This is a genomic window from Oceaniferula marina, from assembly GCF_013391475.1.
GTDB classification, from domain to species: domain Bacteria; phylum Verrucomicrobiota; class Verrucomicrobiia; order Verrucomicrobiales; family Akkermansiaceae; genus Oceaniferula; species Oceaniferula marina.
Window position 1 is genome coordinate 275,339 of record NZ_JACBAZ010000001.1, and the last position, 18,140, is coordinate 293,478.

The following is an 18,140-nucleotide window of genomic DNA, read 5'->3' on the forward strand; positions in this document are numbered from 1 at the left end:
CGCTCTTGTTGGGGATTAGAGGGCGCAGAGGGGTTCTCGGTAAAGGGTGGGCTGGGTAAAGGGTGGGTGAAATTTGTCTGTGTTTGATTACTTGTTCAGATCCTTGTCGTCAGGCTTGAGTTCGTCTTGGGATTGATTCCAGAGGCGGTATGGGTCATCGAGGCGGCGCATTTCCGAAAGCAGCAAGGCTTCCATTTCTGCAAGTTTGGCTGCGTGTTGCGGCTGCTCTGCGAGATCGGTCAAATGGTTGTTCTTTTTACCGTGTTCGGGGAGGAACTCATGGGGGTTTTCTTTGAGGTTGAAGAGTTGGGTCTCGCGCACCTTGCCATCCATGGTGTCGTATTTGATCAATTTCCAGTCGCCCTTCTTGACAGCACGGATACCAGGCTTAGTCCCGCCGCAATACACTCCAAAAAGGGTCTCGCGAACGACGTCTTTTTTGCCTGTTAGCACGGGCTTCAGGCTTCTGCCTTCAACGGAGTCAGGCGTGGCTACTCCAGCGAGGCCGCAGAGTGTCGGCAGAACATCGAGAAGATAGGCGTTCCCTTGGACGCGTGTTCCGGGCTGGATTCCAGGGCCTTTGACGATGAACGGCACGCGCCACGTATGTTCATACAGGTTTTGTTTCCCCTGTAGTCCGTGGCGGCCAATGGCCATGCCATGGTCAGCGGTGTATATGATGTAGGTATTGTCCAGTTCTCCCATCGCCTCGAGCTTTTTCAAGACCCGAGCAATTTGCCTGTCGATATTTTCGTTGCAGGCAAACTCGCGGCCCAGTTCATTGCGAATGGTGAGGGGGTCTCGACGTTCCCATACGCCCGACACCTGAACCTCGTCACGCAAGTGCGGGTGCCCATGAGGGAAGGGATGTGCTTCAAGGTGATTGACGGGCAACTTCGGTTGTCTCGGGTTGGCAGGAGGGAGGCTGTTTTTGTCTCGATGGTTGGTGGCTCCGTATTTAGCGATCAATTCGGGCGTGCCGTCGCGGGTATCATGGGGGTGGGAAAACCCGAAGTAGATCAGGAAGGGGGCTTTGTTCTGCTTCTTTTCCCTCTCGTTAAGGTAGTCCATCACTTGGTCGCCATGCCAAGCGCTTCCACTTTCGGCGGTTCCTCCTCGTTTGGTTGCGTCGCGGACGACTTGAAATTTTCGGTTGGCCGCCGCGTAGCTGTTGCCTTTTTTACACGTACGCATCGTATCGTAGTTCGCACGGTTAAAAACGGCGGCCATGACATTTTCCTCAATGTCATCCGGGCAATGTTTACCTTTCTGCGAATTGGGCAGGTGCCAAAGTGTGCGACCGGTCATAATCATATGGCGTGATGGTGTACACACCGCTCCACTGAATGAACCCATGTGGTAGGCCCCATCAAAAACCATGCCCTCCGCTGCGAGTCGGTCGATTGCAGGAGTGTCTTGGATGGATTCAGGATTGTAAATTTTCAAATCAAAGGGGGATTGGTCATCGACGAGGATAAAAAGGATGTTTGGGCGATCCTTGGTAAAATTCTCGGCTGAAACGGTCAAGACGGTTGTTCCCGACAGCAGGACGAGGGACAGGGTCGTCAATCCTTTTCGTATCGATGTGTGCGCGAACTGATGGCATGGGAGAGATTTTAATCTCTGGAATACACGAAGAGGTAATCTCTGTTTAGTGTTCATCGTCATGTGGGTATGCTTGTTCTGGCCCTACGTCAACAAGAAATGTTATCAGTAACGCTATTTCGACTTTTCTTGTGACAGGCGGTTGAAAAGATCATCATCCGGTCGCCGTATCCATCGAAGCCGACGACTTGGAGATTTTAATCTGTCAGAATACACGACACCTCCATTGTTAATCATTTAGAAAAGGTGATTCCGATGATTCGAGCCTCTCTCCCCTTGGGTGGGGACGGCGAGTTGATGACGATTTTTTCATTTTCCACTTGTGAATCTGCTTAAATTAGTTACTGGTAACAAAGTCGTCGTTACCCTTGATGGGATGAATGTGATGAGGAATGAGAGACAGAGAAGGCCTAGCCTGGTGATTCGAGCCAATCGTGAAAACCCAAACCATCATCTTTGGAATAACCAGGGGGTGTGGTGGTGTAATATGACGGTTCACTTTTGTGATGGGACATCGGAGCGGCATCGGTTTTCATTAAAGACCCGGGATATGGAGCAGGCTCGAGCGAGACGTGATCGGATATTCGAAGATATTGAGAAGCTCTCCTATGAGTTGAAATAAGATGACATTTGCTGCGATAAGCCATTGAAGACTTTATACGAATCGACAAGATAAACAGAATATTATAGTTAGATAGCTAAGGACCATGAACCTAATACTTCCAATCCATCATGCCAATCTCAGGCGATCTGCCCTGTGTGTAGTCTCCTTGTTGTTCTCTGGCCTATGCAGCGTGTGGGGGGATGAAAAGGCGCCCAATATTGTGATCATTCTGGCCGATGACATGGGTTACGCGGATGTGGGCTTTAACGGCTGCAAGGACATTCCGACACCGCATTTGGATGCTCTGGCTGATTCCGGAGTCCGGTTTGTCCAAGGTTATGTTTCTGCTTCGGTTTGCGGGCCGTCACGGGCAGGTCTCTTAACGGGGCGGTATCAACAGCGCTTCGGTTGTGGAGAAAACGCTCCCGAAGAAGGGTGGCCGGATCATCCGCGTTGCCGCGATGCGGGGGTTCCCCGCTCAGAACAACTACTCAGCGAACTGCTCAAGCCCGCGGGTTATCGTACGGGGGTGATCGGGAAGTGGCACCTAGGTCTGGATGAACCGCTCAGGCCAAACAGCCGTGGGTTTGATTATTTTTATGGCTTTCTCAACGGTTCTCATTCGTTTACGCATGCTCATAAAAAGTGGGGGAAACACCCTGAATTGTGGCCGATCTACCGGAACCGTGAACCGTTGGATTACCGAGGGTATTTGACGGATACCTTCACGGATGAGAGTGTGCACTTTATCGAACGAAATAAAGAACGTCCGTTTTTTCTTTATGTGACTTATAATGCGGTGCACTCCCCGTGGCAGGCTCCTGCCAATGTCGCTGACAAGGTTCGGCACATTGCCGATAAAAACCGCCGTGTGTATGCCGGGATGTTGGTTTCTCTGGACGATGGTGTGGGCCGGATTATCAAGTCGCTCAAGGATCAGGGGGTTTATCAGAACACTGTGGTTGTTTTTCTTAGTGACAATGGAGCCCCTAAAAGCTCGTCGGCGAGTAGTGCCCCCTTGCGTGGATTCAAAGGGGATACCTATGAAGGTGGGACCAGAGTGCCCTTTGTCATGTCCTGGCCTGCTAAAATCCAAGCAGGTACTGTTTATGCACACCCAGTCAGCTCCCTTGATTTGGTCCCGACCATGGTTCAGCTAGCAGGTGCGAAGCCGGCAAAGAAGAGATTGGACGGCGTGGACCTCATGCCTTTCATTCTTGGTGAAAAGCGAGATCGTCCACATGAGGTGATGTTTTTCCGTCGAGATGACGATTATGCGATCCGTCAGCAGGATTGGAAACTGCTCTGGAACAACGGGGCACCTTCCGGCACCAGAAAAGTCGAGTTGTTTAATCTCGCAGATGATCCGAATGAAACAACGGATTTGATCAGTCAATATCCTGAAAAAGCTAAAAAGCTTCAAAAACAGTTCGATGCCTGGGATGGTAAGTTGCCCGATAATGCATGGTGGGGTGGCCCTAAAAACCGAAAACGCTAATCCTTATACAATACAGCAAGCGATGAACATTCAATCGACTCTTGGCTGCCTGATGGCTTGGCTTGTGTTAGTCGCGTCTTCCATGGCCTCTGACAAGCCAAACATCATTTTTATCCTGATCGATGACCTCGGTAAGGAATGGCTCAGTTGCTATGGTGGTGAAGGTATCAAGACGCCCGCCATCGATGAGCTTGCCAAGGAAGGCATTCGCTTTAATAACGCTTACTCGATGCCGCAGTGCACGCCAAGTCGGGCTTGTTTTCTGACCGGACAGTATCCTTTTAGAAATGGCTGGGCAAACCACTGGGACGCCCCACGATGGGGAGTGGGGTACTTTGATTGGGAGAAAAACCCATCGATCGGGCGGACGTTGAAATCCGCTGGATACGCCACCGCTGCAGCTGGCAAATGGCAGCTCAACGATTTTCGTGTTCATCCCGATGCCATGGTGAAACACGGCTTTGACGAGTATTGCATGTGGACCGGAGCCGAAGGGTCGAAGGTGCCGGGACATACGCATAAAAGCGCCCAACGCTACTGGGACCCCTACATCCATACCAAGGAGGGCAGCAAAACCTATCCAGGGAAATTTGGACCGGATATCTACAACGATTTCATTCTGAACTTCATCACGGAAAACAAAGACAAGCCGTTTTTTATCTACTACCCGATGGCACTGACACACGGGCCGTTGGTACACACCCCTCTGGCTCCCGACGCGAAGTCGAAATTGGAAAAGCACGTCGCCATGGTCGAATACACCGATTTCCTGCTTGGTAAGATTGTTAAGAAACTTGATGAGCTTCAAATTCGTAAAAACACCCTTGTTATTTGGACTTGTGACAACGGAACTTCCGGATCGATTTCCAACAAACGAGAAAGCCGCTTGGTCAAAGGAGGTAAAGCCAAAACGACAGAGAATGGGGTGAATACACCGTTCATCGTCAGTTGTCCTGGGCTGGTTCCTCAAGGTAAAGTCAGCGATGCCTTGGTCGATTTCACTGACATGCACAAGACCTTCGCCGACCTGGCGGGGGTAAAACAGGAGCCAGGTTATGCATACGATGGCTACTCTATGATGGATGTCTTTCTCGGAAAAAAAGAGAACTCGGCACGTCCGTGGATTCTGGGTATGGGGTGTCACCCCGCCAAGCTAACCGATCAAGGGGTGGAGACCACACACCTGTTCCGCGATCGTGTGATCAGAGAGAAACGATTCAAACTCTTTGTCGGGCCCGACCGCAAACCGGTCAAAGTCGTCGATGTCATCAACGACCCCGATGAACAGATCAACCTGCTCAACAACCCGGAATACAAGGAGGTGTGCGACCGACTCATCGCCGTCATTCCAACATTACCCAAAGTCGACAATGACCCGCAGTATCGCCCCATTCCATCTGAAGACTGGGAGGCAAAGTCCAAGGCGAAAAGCCAGCTGCATAAAAAGGGACATCCGGATTACGTTTCAGGTCCTAAAAAGGAGCGAAACCGGAAGAAGAACAAAGCGAACAATTAGCCCTAAAACCTAATCTCACAGTAGAATGAAAAAATTAATCAAACCCATGTTACTTGTCACGATATTGTGTGCCTGTGCCGGTGACGTGCGAGCCGATGGCGTTACTTACAAAGAACAAAAAGACATCGCGTACCGGACAGGGGCGAAAGATGCTTACGCGAAGGAGCGTTGCGTTCTGGATATCTATCACCCTGAGAAGGCCGAAAAAGGATTTACCACGGTTGTCTGGTTTCACGGCGGCGGGATACAGGGCGGCGAGAAATTTATTCCCGCGTCATTGAAGCAGAAAGGCATCGCCGTGGTTGCTCCCAACTACCGATTGCACCCTAAAGTCAAAGCTCCGGTATACATTCAAGATGCCGCGGCTGCGGTAGCCTGGGTATTTGAAAATATTGAGCGCTTCGGTGGTGATCGTTCCAAGATCTTTGTTTCCGGACAATCGGCCGGCGGCTATCTGACATCGATGGTGGGCATGGATAAACGATGGTTGAAGGCTCACGGTATTGACGCGAATGATATCGCTGGTTTGATCCCGTTTAGTGGTCACACCATTACCCACTTTACCGTCCGCAAAGAACGCGGCATTAGCGGCAAACAACCAGTGATTGACGATCTCGCTCCGCTCTATCACGTACGAAAAGACGCACCACCCTTGTTGCTGATTACCGGTGATCGCGAGTTGGAGTTGTTAGGCCGTCATGAGGAAAATGCCTATATGATGCGCATGATGCGTGTGGTGGGCCATCAAGATACTCGCATTTTCGAGCTCGACGGTTATGGTCACGGAATAGCGGAAGCTGCATTTCCGCTGTTACTCAAAGAAATCAAGCGCGTCATCAAGCGGCAAAAGTAATCCATAAAATTCCTATTTTGATAATTCTATGATCCGTTTCTTCATCATACCGATTGTCTGTCTGCTGAGCCAAGTATGGGCCAGTGAGGGCAGGAAGCCCAATATCATCCTCATCGTTGCCGATGACTTGGGCTATGCCGATGTGGGTTATCACGGCTGCAAGGATATTCCGACCCCTCACATCGATTCGATTGCGCACCGTGGTGTTCAGTTTACCCATGGCTATGCCAATGCCGCGGTCTGTAGTCCTACCCGTGCCGCGATGCTGACCGGCCGGTATCAACACAGGTTTGGGTGTGAGTATCACATCGGGCAGTTCAGGCGCTCACCTGAGCTGAAAATCGGACTTCCTCTTGAAGAGAAAACGATCGCGGAACGGTTGAAGCCGCTGGGTTATGCTACGGCGATGTTTGGCAAGTGGCATCTGGGAGGAGAGGTTTTGCAGGATAGATCCATTATGCCGAGTTCACGTGGGTTTGATGAGTTCTTTGGCATTTTGGAAGGGGCGTCACTCTACGATGATGTTAAGAACAGGGAGCGTAAATATCGTCGGGGATATGAATTGGTCGACGGGGAACCTGAATATCTAACGGATGCATTTGGGCGTGAGGCGGTTTCCTTTATCAAACGCCATCAAGACAAACCGTTTTTCCTCTACCTGCCATTTACGGCTCCGCATGCGCCTCGTCAGATCAAGCCAGAGCACATGGAAAAGTTCAAACATATCAACCCGTTGATTCGTCGTGAACTGGTGGGGATGGTTTACTCGCTTGATCAGAACATTGGCAGGGTGTTGTCGACGGTTCAAGAGGTGGGGATTGAAGATAACACCTTGGTGATTTTTCTCAGTGATAACGGAGGGAAACCCAATGATAATGGCTCGCTGAATCATCCATTGCGCGGGCAGAAGACGCAGTATTATGAGGGTGGAATCCATGTGCCTTTTTGTATGATGTGGCCGGGTAAGATCGAAAGGGAGACAAAGTATCACAACCCAGTGATTGGCATGGATTTGTTTCCGACAATCCTCAAGCTTGCCGGGGGAGAAATCAAACCGGACTGGGATATCCATGGAACCGACTTGATGCCTTATCTGACCGGTAAAAATGAAGGGCGACCCCACGAGACAATATTCTGGAAATCAAACAAACACTATGCGGTTCGTCACAAAGACTGGAAATTAGTTAAACAGGGGGCACAAATGGAATTGTTCAACCTCGCTGAGGATCTTTCTGAATCAAACGATTTGGCGAATAAACATCCTGAGCTCGTCCAACAGCTCCTGAAAAAATATCATGCATGGGACAGTCAAAATATCCCGCCGAGTTTTGGACATCACCCATCCATCGGTGAGAAAATCGAACGTGTCCCACGATAATGAATCATAATTAAAGCAAAGAATATGATGAAATCATTCACTCAGAAAAGCCTGCGTCAGTTGGGGTTACTTACTGTTGGTGTATATATGTCGGCAGCTCCCTGGAACACATTACGTGCGGATTCAGATCGCCAATTTCTTGGAGAGCTAATGAAGGACACTTGGTCATGTCTCGACGCGATGCGTCACCCGAAGACCGGATTGCCCTGTGACACCCAGAAACATGAAGGATCGACGAATACCACCAATATTGGCCTCTATCTCGCTAGTCTCTGTGTGGCTAAGGAACTAGACTACGTGACGCCCGAGGATGGCCGCAATCGCGTGGAGAAAATCCTGACATCGCTCGAGTCCTACAATCGCATGCATGGCTTCATGCCCAACTTCATTGAAGTCGACCTCAGTGCCTCCGAATCCAAAGGCGTGATGGCGGTGTCCGATTTTAACAAATTGGCAACTGGCTTGATCATGGCGCGCCAGACCTGGCCTGCATTGGATAAACGCATCAGTCGCTTTCTGGATAAGATCGAGTGGAGCAGGCTCTACGATGCCAAGACAGGGCTAGTAGGCTGGGGCTATGATTTTGATAACGATCGTTGTGCCGGTTGGGGCCGCCTTTGGCTGACAGCAGACACACGGTCGGCTGCCTTTATGATGGTTGCCACAGGGGCAGCACCACCTGAAATTTGGAAGAGGATGGATCGACAGCACATTCAAACACCATATGGAACCATTTGCCGTGGCTACGGATTGGGGGGGCTGTTTCTCCACGCCATGGATGGAATTTTTCTTCCTGAAACCTACACCGAGGTTGGTGAGTCGGCCGGCAACCTCGCATGGCAGCAAATTCAGTTTGCACGCAAGAAGGCTTACCCGCTTTGGGGGTGGTCGAACTGCTATAAGCCAGATGACGGTTACACCGAAGGTGGCTATCTATCGGAACATGTCGTTACTCCGCACTGTGTCGCTTTGATGATTGAGTATTACCCCAAACATGTCACCGCCAACTTGCGTAAAATGACAAAGCTCGGTGGCACGGTTCCTCCCAAAGGCTATGAGGGAAAAAAATGGGGGCTTAGGGATTCCTACAACATGCAGACCAAACGCTGGGACCATCGCTACCTCTCTCTTGATCAAGGCATGCTCTTTCTCAGTTTGGCGAACTATCTGCATGATGGGGTCGCCCGCAGTATCTACGGTCGTGACCCCCAGGTAAAGCAGGGGCTCAAGCTCTTGAACCCCTACATGCAAACCAATCCCACTCTAGCCGACCGCTGGCAACAACGGGACGCAAAATTTGGAAAACAGAAACCTCACACACAACCAGCATCGAAACCTGCCGTGCATCACGTGCCGTTATCAGCAGCCAAGTCGAATAACCCGAAGGTGCTGACCGTTCACAAGCAGGGTGGGGAGGCCGCCCTGATCAAACTCGATCGCCGGGAGAAGGAGGTTGATTGCAAAGTGACCATTAAGTTTCCTGCGCTCGACCTGCAGCGTCTGGACAAGGTCGAGCTCGATCTCTCCGTTCTGGATTCCTCACCCGGGCCTATTGGAGCACTTCGCCTGCTGGTTACCGACCGTTTTGGCCAGCAACGCTACGCCCACTTCGAGCTTTCCAAGGATCAATCAACCTACACCATCCCCGCCAAAGACCTCTGGGGGATATGGATCGATGGCGCCAAGGTTGATACGATCCAGCTCCAGTTCTGGAGTAATGCCTGGTTCTATACCACCAAGCGCTGGCAGGCGCAGAGGAGCAGCCTGTTGCTCAAATCCATCCGCTTTCATTGCCAATTGTAGTTCGCGATTGCCGGAAATTATCTTTGTTTGCTCATTATGGGACCCACCCACCGGAATCGAGAGGCATTCGCTTGCGATCGGGTTTGACCGATACAGGGCGGGGAAGGCATTGGAACTTTTTTTGATTTGCAGGATGATTTTTTTCTTGTCGTTGGCAGGGGGGGGGTGGTATCGGTAACACGGTGCAGGGCAGAAGAGAGGTGGTATGCGCCCGCCTCTGTGGCTTTGTGAAATCCAATACAAAAAGCAAAACCCAATGAAAACGAATAAGTTCAATAAGCTTGTTAGCATTCGCCAATGCGTTGCTGCTTCAATTCTTGCCTCTTCAAGCCTTGCTGGTGCCGCGACGATCACCTGGACTGGTGCCGGTAACGGGATAAGCCTTTTCGAGACCAACAACTGGGACAACCCTGGTGGAGTCATCTCTGTTAGCAACTTTAAAGACGTGCCCGTTCCCCACGATTTTGTGATTAATGACGGTGCCGCTACGGTGGGCGGCACAGGTGGTGTAAGCGGCACGCTGGATCTCGACGGAACAGGTACGATCACGGTAAGCGCCGGGGCTTTCAAACTCGGTGCCGGGGCAATCATTAAAGACGGTTCAGCGACTTTTGCGAATACAACTGGATCGAACTCCCAGCTCCAAGGAGTGTTTGATAACGTCGATGCTTACAGCGGCTGGGGCACGGGTCTGATCGGAGGCTTGGCTCTCACCAACGGCTCCACATTCGATACAGGCTGGTTTTTTTCAGGCTCTGCAGTAACCTCCAGCCTGGACGCCGGTTCCATCCTGACCATCCGAGAAGACGCCTCAGGCTCCTATGGCAGCAATATCGTTGATTTTCTGGATACCAATTCCATGATTGTATATAGCAATGTGAACCGTACGATCGCCGAGGTCACATCCGAGCATCTGCCGAACTTTACAGTTAATGGCGCACCCGCAGTTGTGGGGAGCAATATCAATATCTACACAAACGGCAGTGGACTTACCACGGTACAGGCCATTCCGGAACCTTCATCCCTTGCCCTGCTCGGTCTCGGCGGAATCGCTCTCATTCTTCGCCGTCGCAAGTAGGTGGAGGAAGGCGCGTCTTTTTCACCCCATGACAAGCACTCCGAACACCTCCCTCAAAAAGCAAATTCCTAGCAGTTAGCTTTCGGAGTGCTGCGGCACGACGCAGCTTTTATGCTCTGTCACGCAGCCATGATTCCCATTTAGAATCCTCGGTGTGAATCTTGCAAAGGGGCATATCCTGCGGTTTTCACCGCGTGCGTCAAGCCGCACCTACCACAAAGCTTCGTCAAGCCAGAGCACTCCATATCAAGCCCCTCAAAACCATGAAAGGGTAAGGTTGATCGGCTTACTTCCTTCGGCGCAGGGTGAGCGTTAGTCCGCCGAGCGCGAGCAGCATTGCCGAGCTTGGTTCAGGGATGGCGATCACGCCGAGCGTTCCTGTGGTGTAGAGCTTGGATGTATCAAACTCGAGCCCCTCATCGAGAGCTGTGCCAGTGATGTTGATGGCATCGAATTCGCCGCCAGCAATGGTCCAGTTTTCGAAGATCAAGAAGCTGTCTCCGTCGGCTGCTGTGTATCCAAGATCAAGATCTAATGTGCCGCCGTTGATCGTCAGTGCGTTGGATGCATCACCATCGACCACGTCGAACAGGCCAGCACCAAACTGAGCCACGGAACGCGGCTTTTTATTGAAACCACTATTTTGAATAAAGGCACCGCCTTCGCCAGTGTCACCACCGCTTGTGCTGTACGTAAAACCTCTGCTCACCGTTGCCCAGGGCCACGTGTTGACACCAGTAGCCGTGATGATGTCGCCCTCGAAATTGACCTTCACGTTGGCTCCATCCAAGTAGTATTCCAGAGTTCCGCTTTGGTTGGCATAATGCGAAGGTTCGCTATTCAGGGTTCCGTTTGTGATGATTGCCGCCTGGTCTCCACCTACTGTGAGACCTGCAGCAGTGTATGGAGGATATTACTCGTTGGAATGAGCAGGGGTATTCGTATTACATTGAATTTGAAAGCCATTGGCTTCTATTCAGAATAAGAGTCACATTGTTGTTCAGTGATATGGGGATGAGTAGGTTTTGATAAGCATTCAAAATGACGATGAAAGTCTTATAAATCGAGGTTTTTCGCTTAGGAAGGTTCTGATAATAAACAGCATTAATCATTTTTGTATTTTTTTCTTGATTGGGTGGGATTGCATGTTATCAGTAACATATCGACCGGACGTTCATTCACTTTTCGGTCCCAAAACACATTAAATCAAAAGATAATATGATGAAAATGAACATGAAAAATAAGCCGGTTTGCATCAGTCAATGCGTTGCTGCTGCAATTCTTGCCTCTTCAAGCCTTGCTGGTGCCGCTTTGTCTGTCACCCCGATTACCAATGGTGATTTTGAAACCGATCTCGGTTCGACTGTTGGCTCAGGCATTGCTAATTTTACCCAATCTGCTAGCGATTGGTTTGAGAAAAACGGTACCACCAAGGGGGATGCTCTACAGTGGGATGTTGGCAATGCAACCATCCCGGACAGTGCGAATGGTGAGGTATGGGGTTTACTTAACGTTTCCACAATAGCGCAGACCCCTGCGAGCTCTCCCGGTGCTTTTTATCAAGCTATTGGTACCAATGAAGCTAATTTCGACGTTTATGTGTCCCTAGACCTTGGTATTCGTGATAATCTTCCTTTCACTACTGTGAATGTGAATCTCTGGTCGGGCAATGTGACTGGTGCGGATGGATCGTCGCTGTCGGGGTTGGGCGCAACACTGCTGGACACCGTCACGATCGACGACTCGATCTTTAGTTCTGGTGGCACTGTCCCGGAAACTGTGACTTTATCGAATTTGAATCTGAATACGGGCACCTCCGGTGTTGCTGGTCAAACGCTGTGGCTGGAGCTTGCTGCCGTCAATCCAGGAGGTATTGATCCCAGCAACCAAGCGCTGGTTGATAACGTGTCGGTGTCTGCGATTCCAGAACCTTCATCCACTGCGCTACTTGGACTTGGAGGTCTGGCTCTCATTCTTCGCCGTCGCAAGTAGGTGGACGAAGGCCAGTCTTTTTCCTATTTCAAACGACCAGACTCTGAACCAGGGCTGGTCGTTTTTTATCAAAGTGGCCTAACCATTGCCGCTAATTTTCCAGTAAACATAGCAATGAACTTAAACCGTTTACCTTGCCTCGCAGGTAAGATTTTATTATTTACTTTTGGTTCCTTGTGCGCCGATGTCAATGATGGTTCAAATGCCAGCTTGGATATTTTAAAAAAGGGGGCTGTGGATGCAGAGCAGCGTGTTGCCGACCGCAAAGACAAGGATGGCAATTATATCATGGAGTTGCAAAACGAAGTGCTGCCGCGTGCATTGCAAGCTCATGGCAAGCCATACAAAAACCGCCCGGTCAGGCGCTGGGGCAGCAAGTTGTCGGTTGCCGGTAAAGTCTATGATAAGGGCGTGAGTGTTACTCCGGATAGCGTGATTCCCTTTGTTCTGGATGGTCAGTCAAAGCGCTTTTCTGCGCTTTGCGGAGTTGATGACGAGTCAAAAAACGCCAATGTCATCTTCCATGTGAATGTGGATGGCAAAGAGGTATGGTCCAGTGGCGAAATGAAGAAGGGGGAGCCCGCCAAAACTCTGTCCATTGATCTTAAAGGGGCCAAGGAAGTGCAGCTGCTGCTCAGTGGTAGAAACCCGAAACACCAGGCACATGCCAACTGGATCAAGCCAACGATCACTTACGGCGGCAAGCGTCCGGAAAATGAATTTTCATTTTTAAAAGACGCGCCGCGTAACGATTGGGAAAACGAGCTGGTTTTTGGCCGGAACAAGGAGCCTGCCCGTGCCACTTTTTACCCATACTCCGGCAAGGATGCCGCCATTAAAAATGATTACCTGAACTCCGATCGTGTGTGTTATTTGAACGGGGACTGGAGTTTTTATTGGTCTCCAACTGTGGAAAAACGCCCGATGGACTTCTACCGTGATTCAGCGGATGTTTCCGGTTGGCACAAGCTCCCGGTGCCGTCGAACTGGCAGATGTATGGGTATGGCAAGGCCATTTATACCAATGCCATGTACCCTTTTGATTATAAGGTGTTCCCCTGGATTTCCACTCCTGAGCCGCTTAAAAAATATGTTCGTCATGTGGGTAAAGATTGGTTTGCCGCGACAGCAAGCAGCCCTGTGGGTTCTTATGTCCGTCTGTTCAACATTCCGTCCGACTGGAAGGATCAGAGGATTATGCTCCATTTCGCCGGTGTGCAAAGTGCCATGAATGTCTGGTTGAACGGTGAAAAGCTGGGCTACAGCGAGGGCAGCATGACGCCTGCCGAGTTTGACATCACCAAACGTCTCCGACGCGGCGAAAACCGCCTGGCAGTTGAAGTTTTCCGCTGGAGCGATGCCAGCATGATCGAGGCACAGGACTTCTGGCATCTCAGCGGCATCTACCGCGACGTTTATTTGAAAGCCGAGCCGATGGTGCGCATTCGCGATTTTTCGGCCGTGCCGCAACTCAGCGACAACTTCACCAACGGCACGCTCGACGTCACGGTCAAACTAGATAACGCCACGGGAAGCACTGCGATACGCAGAGTCTCCGCAATGCTACTGGACGCAAACGGTCAACGCGTCGCCCAAGCAAGTAGCGACTGGCTAAGCATCGCAACTGAAGACGACACGCAGGCAGACCTGGCACTGAGCGTAACGAACCCCCTGCTTTGGTCGGCTGAAGAGCCCAATCTCTACCAACTCGTGCTCAAACTGGAAGGTCAGCGCGGACAAGCAACCGAGTTCCTGACGACAAAGACTGGTTTCCGAAGTATCGAAGTCAGCGGTAAACAAGTCCTGATCAATGGCCAACCCATCCTGTTTAAGGGAGTCAACCGGCACGATATCGATCCCGATTTCGGCCGCACTATGAGCCGCGAGCGCATGTTGCAGGATGTCCTGCTCATGAAGCAGGCAAACGTAAATATGGTTCGCACAGCTCATTATCCGAATGATCCCTACTTCTATGAGCTGTGTGACCAGTATGGTCTTTACGTCATGGACGAAGCCAATCAGGAATGCCACGGCTATCTAGACCTATCGAAAATACCAAGCTGGGCGCCCGCCTATGTGGACCGTGGCGTCTCCATGCTCGAGCGTGACAAAAATCACGTGTCGGTCATCTTCTGGTCGCTTGGCAATGAGTCCGGTAACGGCGTGAACATCGAGGCCATGGCCAAAGCGATGCGGCCGCTCGACCCAAGCCGTTTGATCCATTATGAGGGGCAAAATGAAGTCGCTGACATCGACAGCAAAATGTATCCAAGCATCGACTACATCCAAAATCAGGTGCTGAGCAAAGACACAAACAAGCCTTACTTCTACTGTGAATACGCTCACGCCATGGGTAACTCCGTCGGTAACCTCGAGGAGTATTGGGAGCAGATTCGGGCGAATGAACGCCTGATCGGTGGCTGTATTTGGGACTGGGTGGATCAAGCCTTCCGCGCTCGCAAACGCCCCGGCGACAAGAGGGCGACCTTCTCACACCTCGCCGACTTCGGCACCGAGGCTGACGATTACTGGGGCTGGGGCGACCTGTTCGGCGGGCATCCGGCACACGGGAACTTCTCCGTCAACGGTATCACCACTCCGGATCGCCAGTTCACGGCCAAACTTCAGGAGGTAAAGTATGTTTACCGCTCCATCCTGCTTTCGCCGAAGCAGCTGGAACAAGGCACACTGAACGTGACGAATGAATTTGCCTTCACCAACCTCAAGGAATTCCCGATCTCCTGGGAGATTTTACAGGACGGCGTTACGGTCGATAGAGGGGGGCTTGCTGGCATCGACATCGCCCCACTCACTCAGGGGCAGCTCAACATTCCGCTCAAGCAGCCAACGCTTCAAGCGGGCTGCGAGTATCACCTCAATGTCAGTTTCCAGCTCGGCCACGATACTGCATGGGCAGACAAGGGCCATGTCATCGCCAGCCAGCAATTCGCCCTGCCGTGGAAGGTTGCGACCGAATCAAAGACACAGTCCAGCCAAGCTGAACTATTGGCAACCGATACTCCGGCGACACTGCGCTTGGTCGCGCCGGGCTTTGCCGTTGAATTCAGAAAGAGCACCGGCATGCCGAAGCTGCTTAACTATAACGGGGAAGCGGTCTTAACTTCAGAACTTAAGCCAAACTTCTACCGCTCCCGACTCGATAACGACAACTGGATTTATAACGAGTGGGACTGGGCTGGATTCGACCACTTGAGCGTGGAAGCAAAAGATTTCCGCTACAAAAAGATCAGCACGGGCCAAGTTGAGGTAAGCGCCAGCGTGGTTTCCCGTCCGCAACATTGGCGGGATAACCCGCAGATCTTCCACCTGACATGGACGGTGCATGCCAACGGGCACATTGAATGCGCGGCTAAATACGAGAAAGTAAAAGGCATCGAGAATATGCCACGCATTGGCCTGACCTTCCAGGCAAACGATTCGCTCGATCAGTGGAGTTGGTTCGGTCGCGGCCCCTTCGAAAACTACCGCGACCGTAATCGCAGTGCTTTTGTTGGCGTATATTCCCTGCCAGTCGATGAGATGGGCGAAGCCTATGTGAAGCCTCAGGAGAACGGTAACCGCACCGATGTGCGCTGGGCTGAGCTAGCCAATGCATCCGGCAACGGCATAAAAATCCGCTCCCTCGGCGAGCCACTCAACATGAAAGCCATCCCCTACACGGATATCGAGCTTCATCAGGCCGACTACTCCGACGATCTGCCGGAAACCGGTCGAACCTTCGTCTATATCGACGCGGCACACATGGGCCTCGGCAACAGTAGTTGCGGACCGCGACCGATGGATCAATACCGACTGAGCGATCGTTCACTCTCGTTTGGATTCAGTATCGAGCCCATGAAGCCACTCTCCCCGAAAGCAGCCGTCCCAACGCCGACACCAGCAGTCACCGTAGAGATTCCGGATTACAGCGCCTCAAGCGCGGAGGACAAGAATCCAACCAAAAACGCATTTGACGGCGACCATAACACACGCTGGTGCGCCGCAAATGGTGAGGCCAGGAATTGGCTTTGCGTTGATTATAAGATCCCAACTGCGGTCTCAGGCGTAGAGATCCAATGGGAGCAACAAAATCAAAAATACGGCTATGTCATTGAAGGTTCCGATGATGGCAACGCATGGCAGAAATTGGCAGAGGGTGATGCGACTTCAAAAGACTCCAAGCATCACTTCGATGCCAAGAAACGTTTCTACCGAGTCAGAATAACCAAACTCCCCGGACACTATTGGGCCAGCATTCGAGAACTCATGTTCATTAAAACGACAGATTAAAAAGGAAAGAAATGATGAAAGATATAAGCGCGTATGAGCTCAACTAAAAAGCATATTGCATGCTTGGGCCTGCTTTTGATTGGGGTGAACACGGCTTTTACCAGCGATAGTCGCCCGAATATTCTGTGGCTCTTTTCCGACGACCACGCATTTCAGGCGATCGGGGCCTACGGCGGACGACTTCAGTCGTCCAACCTGACGCCTAACCTCGATTCCATCGCCCGCGAAGGGATGCGCTTCGACAAGTGCTACGTGGGCAACTCCATCTGCGCCCCTAGTCGCGCCACGCTGCTGACGGGCAAGCACAGCCACTTGAACGGAAAAATTGATAACCTCGGTCCGTTCAACCATGATCAGCAGCAATTCCAGAAAATTCTCCGTCAGAACGGATATCAGACGGCGATGATCGGTAAAATCCACCTGCACGGCAAGATGCAGGGGTTTGATTACTGGGAAGTGCTACCGGGTCAGGGACGCTATGAGAATCCGATATTCATCTCTGAATCGGGCAAAAAAACATACGAAGGCCACTCGACCGATGTGATCACCGATCGGGCGCTCCAATGGCTTAAAACCGGCCGTGATGAAACGAAGCCGTTCATGGCGATGGTTCACTACAAAGCGCCGCATCGCAACTGGATCCCTGCCGAACGGTTCCGTAAGAAATTTGAGACCATGAGTTTCCCTGAGCCGGACACTCTTTTTGATGACTACAAAGGCCGTGGTACCGCAGCGCGCAAACAGGATCTGTCTATTGCGAAAACTATGACGATGGGTCATGACTTTAAGGTAGACCGTTGGGCGTATCGAAAAAAGGAACTGCTTGAATCCGGACTGATCGGCAAAGAGCTGGTACGTGCCAAATACCAAGCCTACATGCGCGATTATCTCGCCTGTATTGCAGGGGTTGATGAAAATGTAGGACGGTTATTAGATTACCTGAAGGAGAGCGGACTGGATAAAAACACCGTCGTCATGTACTCGGCGGACCAGGGCTTCTATCTGGGCGAACACGGCTGGTTCGATAAACGCTTTATGTACGAGGAATCGTTCCGCACCCCGCTGCTGGCCAAATGGCCGGACGTCATTCAGCCCGGATCCGTCAACACCGATCTGGTTCAGAATATCGACTTTGCCGAGACCTTCCTTGACCTCGCCGGCATCGGGGCGCCCGCCGATATGCAGGGCGAGAGCATCGTCCCCCTGCTCAAAGGCAATACTCCTGCCGACTGGCGTGACAGCCTCTATTACCACTATTACGAATATCCCGGCTGCCATAGCGTCCGCCGTCACGAGGGCGTAGCGACCCAACGTTATAAACTAATCCGCTTCTACGGGCAGGATGTACCGAACGCCGAGGAGTGGGAGCTGTACGATTTGGAGCGCGACCCGCGCGAAATGAAAAACGAGTATAATAATCCCGAGTACAAAGCAGTAATGCAAACAATGAAAAAAAAGCTCACCGCACTGATTAAAGAATACAAAGTGCCCCAGTAAAACCGACCAATGGTGAGCAGCAACAA

General features: G+C 51.4%; 11 protein-coding genes. 9 read left to right on the forward strand and 2 right to left on the reverse strand.

Annotated elements, in window-relative coordinates:
- Positions 1–87 precede the first annotated feature (87 nt).
- A complete protein-coding gene (locus HW115_RS01090) occupies positions 88–1,548 on the reverse strand; it encodes a sulfatase family protein (RefSeq protein ID WP_425498127.1) in 1,461 nt (486 codons plus the stop codon).
- Positions 1,549–2,312: 764 nt separating this feature from the next.
- On the opposite strand from HW115_RS01090, the gene HW115_RS01095 reads away from it, so the two are divergent.
- The 6 genes from HW115_RS01095 to HW115_RS01120 all read left to right on the forward strand — a co-directional run bounded on the left by HW115_RS01095 (position 2,313) and on the right by HW115_RS01120 (position 10,335).
- The gene (locus tag HW115_RS01095) at positions 2,313–3,707 is read left to right on the forward strand and encodes a sulfatase-like hydrolase/transferase (RefSeq protein WP_178930734.1); all 1,395 of its coding nucleotides are present in this window, start codon (positions 2,313–2,315) and stop codon (positions 3,705–3,707) included.
- A 22-nt stretch (positions 3,708–3,729) separates the two neighbouring features.
- Complete coding sequence (locus HW115_RS01100) at positions 3,730–5,223, forward strand: sulfatase family protein (protein WP_178930735.1); 1,494 nt, start codon at positions 3,730–3,732, stop codon at positions 5,221–5,223.
- 25 nt (positions 5,224–5,248) lie between these two features.
- Positions 5,249–6,076: an alpha/beta hydrolase gene (locus tag HW115_RS01105; protein WP_178930736.1), complete on the forward strand. Its 828-nt coding sequence runs from the start codon at positions 5,249–5,251 to the stop codon at positions 6,074–6,076.
- A gap of 28 nt (positions 6,077–6,104) precedes the next feature.
- Positions 6,105–7,454 (forward strand): sulfatase, encoded by a 1,350-nt coding sequence (locus HW115_RS01110; protein ID WP_178930737.1) that lies wholly within the window; start codon positions 6,105–6,107, stop codon positions 7,452–7,454.
- A gap of 24 nt (positions 7,455–7,478) precedes the next feature.
- Entirely contained in the window at positions 7,479–9,257 is a 1,779-nt protein-coding gene (locus HW115_RS01115) for a glucoamylase family protein (RefSeq protein ID WP_178930738.1), read from the forward strand.
- 256 nt (positions 9,258–9,513) lie between these two features.
- On the forward strand, positions 9,514–10,335 hold the full coding sequence (locus HW115_RS01120) for a PEP-CTERM sorting domain-containing protein (protein WP_178930739.1): 822 nt from the start codon (positions 9,514–9,516) through the stop codon (positions 10,333–10,335).
- A gap of 286 nt (positions 10,336–10,621) precedes the next feature.
- On the opposite strand, the gene HW115_RS19910 is transcribed toward HW115_RS01120, so the two are convergent.
- Entirely contained in the window at positions 10,622–11,110 is a 489-nt protein-coding gene (locus HW115_RS19910; RefSeq protein ID WP_178930740.1) for a PEP-CTERM sorting domain-containing protein, read from the reverse strand.
- 443 nt (positions 11,111–11,553) lie between these two features.
- Between HW115_RS19910 and HW115_RS19665 the strand changes: the two genes are divergently transcribed.
- The 3 genes from HW115_RS19665 (at position 11,554) to HW115_RS01140 (ending at position 18,114) form a co-directional block, all read left to right on the forward strand.
- Positions 11,554–12,327, forward strand: a complete 774-nt coding sequence (locus HW115_RS19665) for a PEP-CTERM sorting domain-containing protein (RefSeq protein ID WP_227021204.1) — start codon at positions 11,554–11,556, stop codon at positions 12,325–12,327.
- A 114-nt stretch (positions 12,328–12,441) separates the two neighbouring features.
- Complete coding sequence (locus tag HW115_RS01135) at positions 12,442–16,617, forward strand: glycoside hydrolase family 2 TIM barrel-domain containing protein (RefSeq protein ID WP_178930741.1); 4,176 nt, start codon at positions 12,442–12,444, stop codon at positions 16,615–16,617.
- A gap of 33 nt (positions 16,618–16,650) precedes the next feature.
- Positions 16,651–18,114 (forward strand): sulfatase family protein, encoded by a 1,464-nt coding sequence (locus tag HW115_RS01140; protein WP_178930742.1) that lies wholly within the window; start codon positions 16,651–16,653, stop codon positions 18,112–18,114.
- The last annotated feature ends 26 nt before the right edge of the window (positions 18,115–18,140 follow it).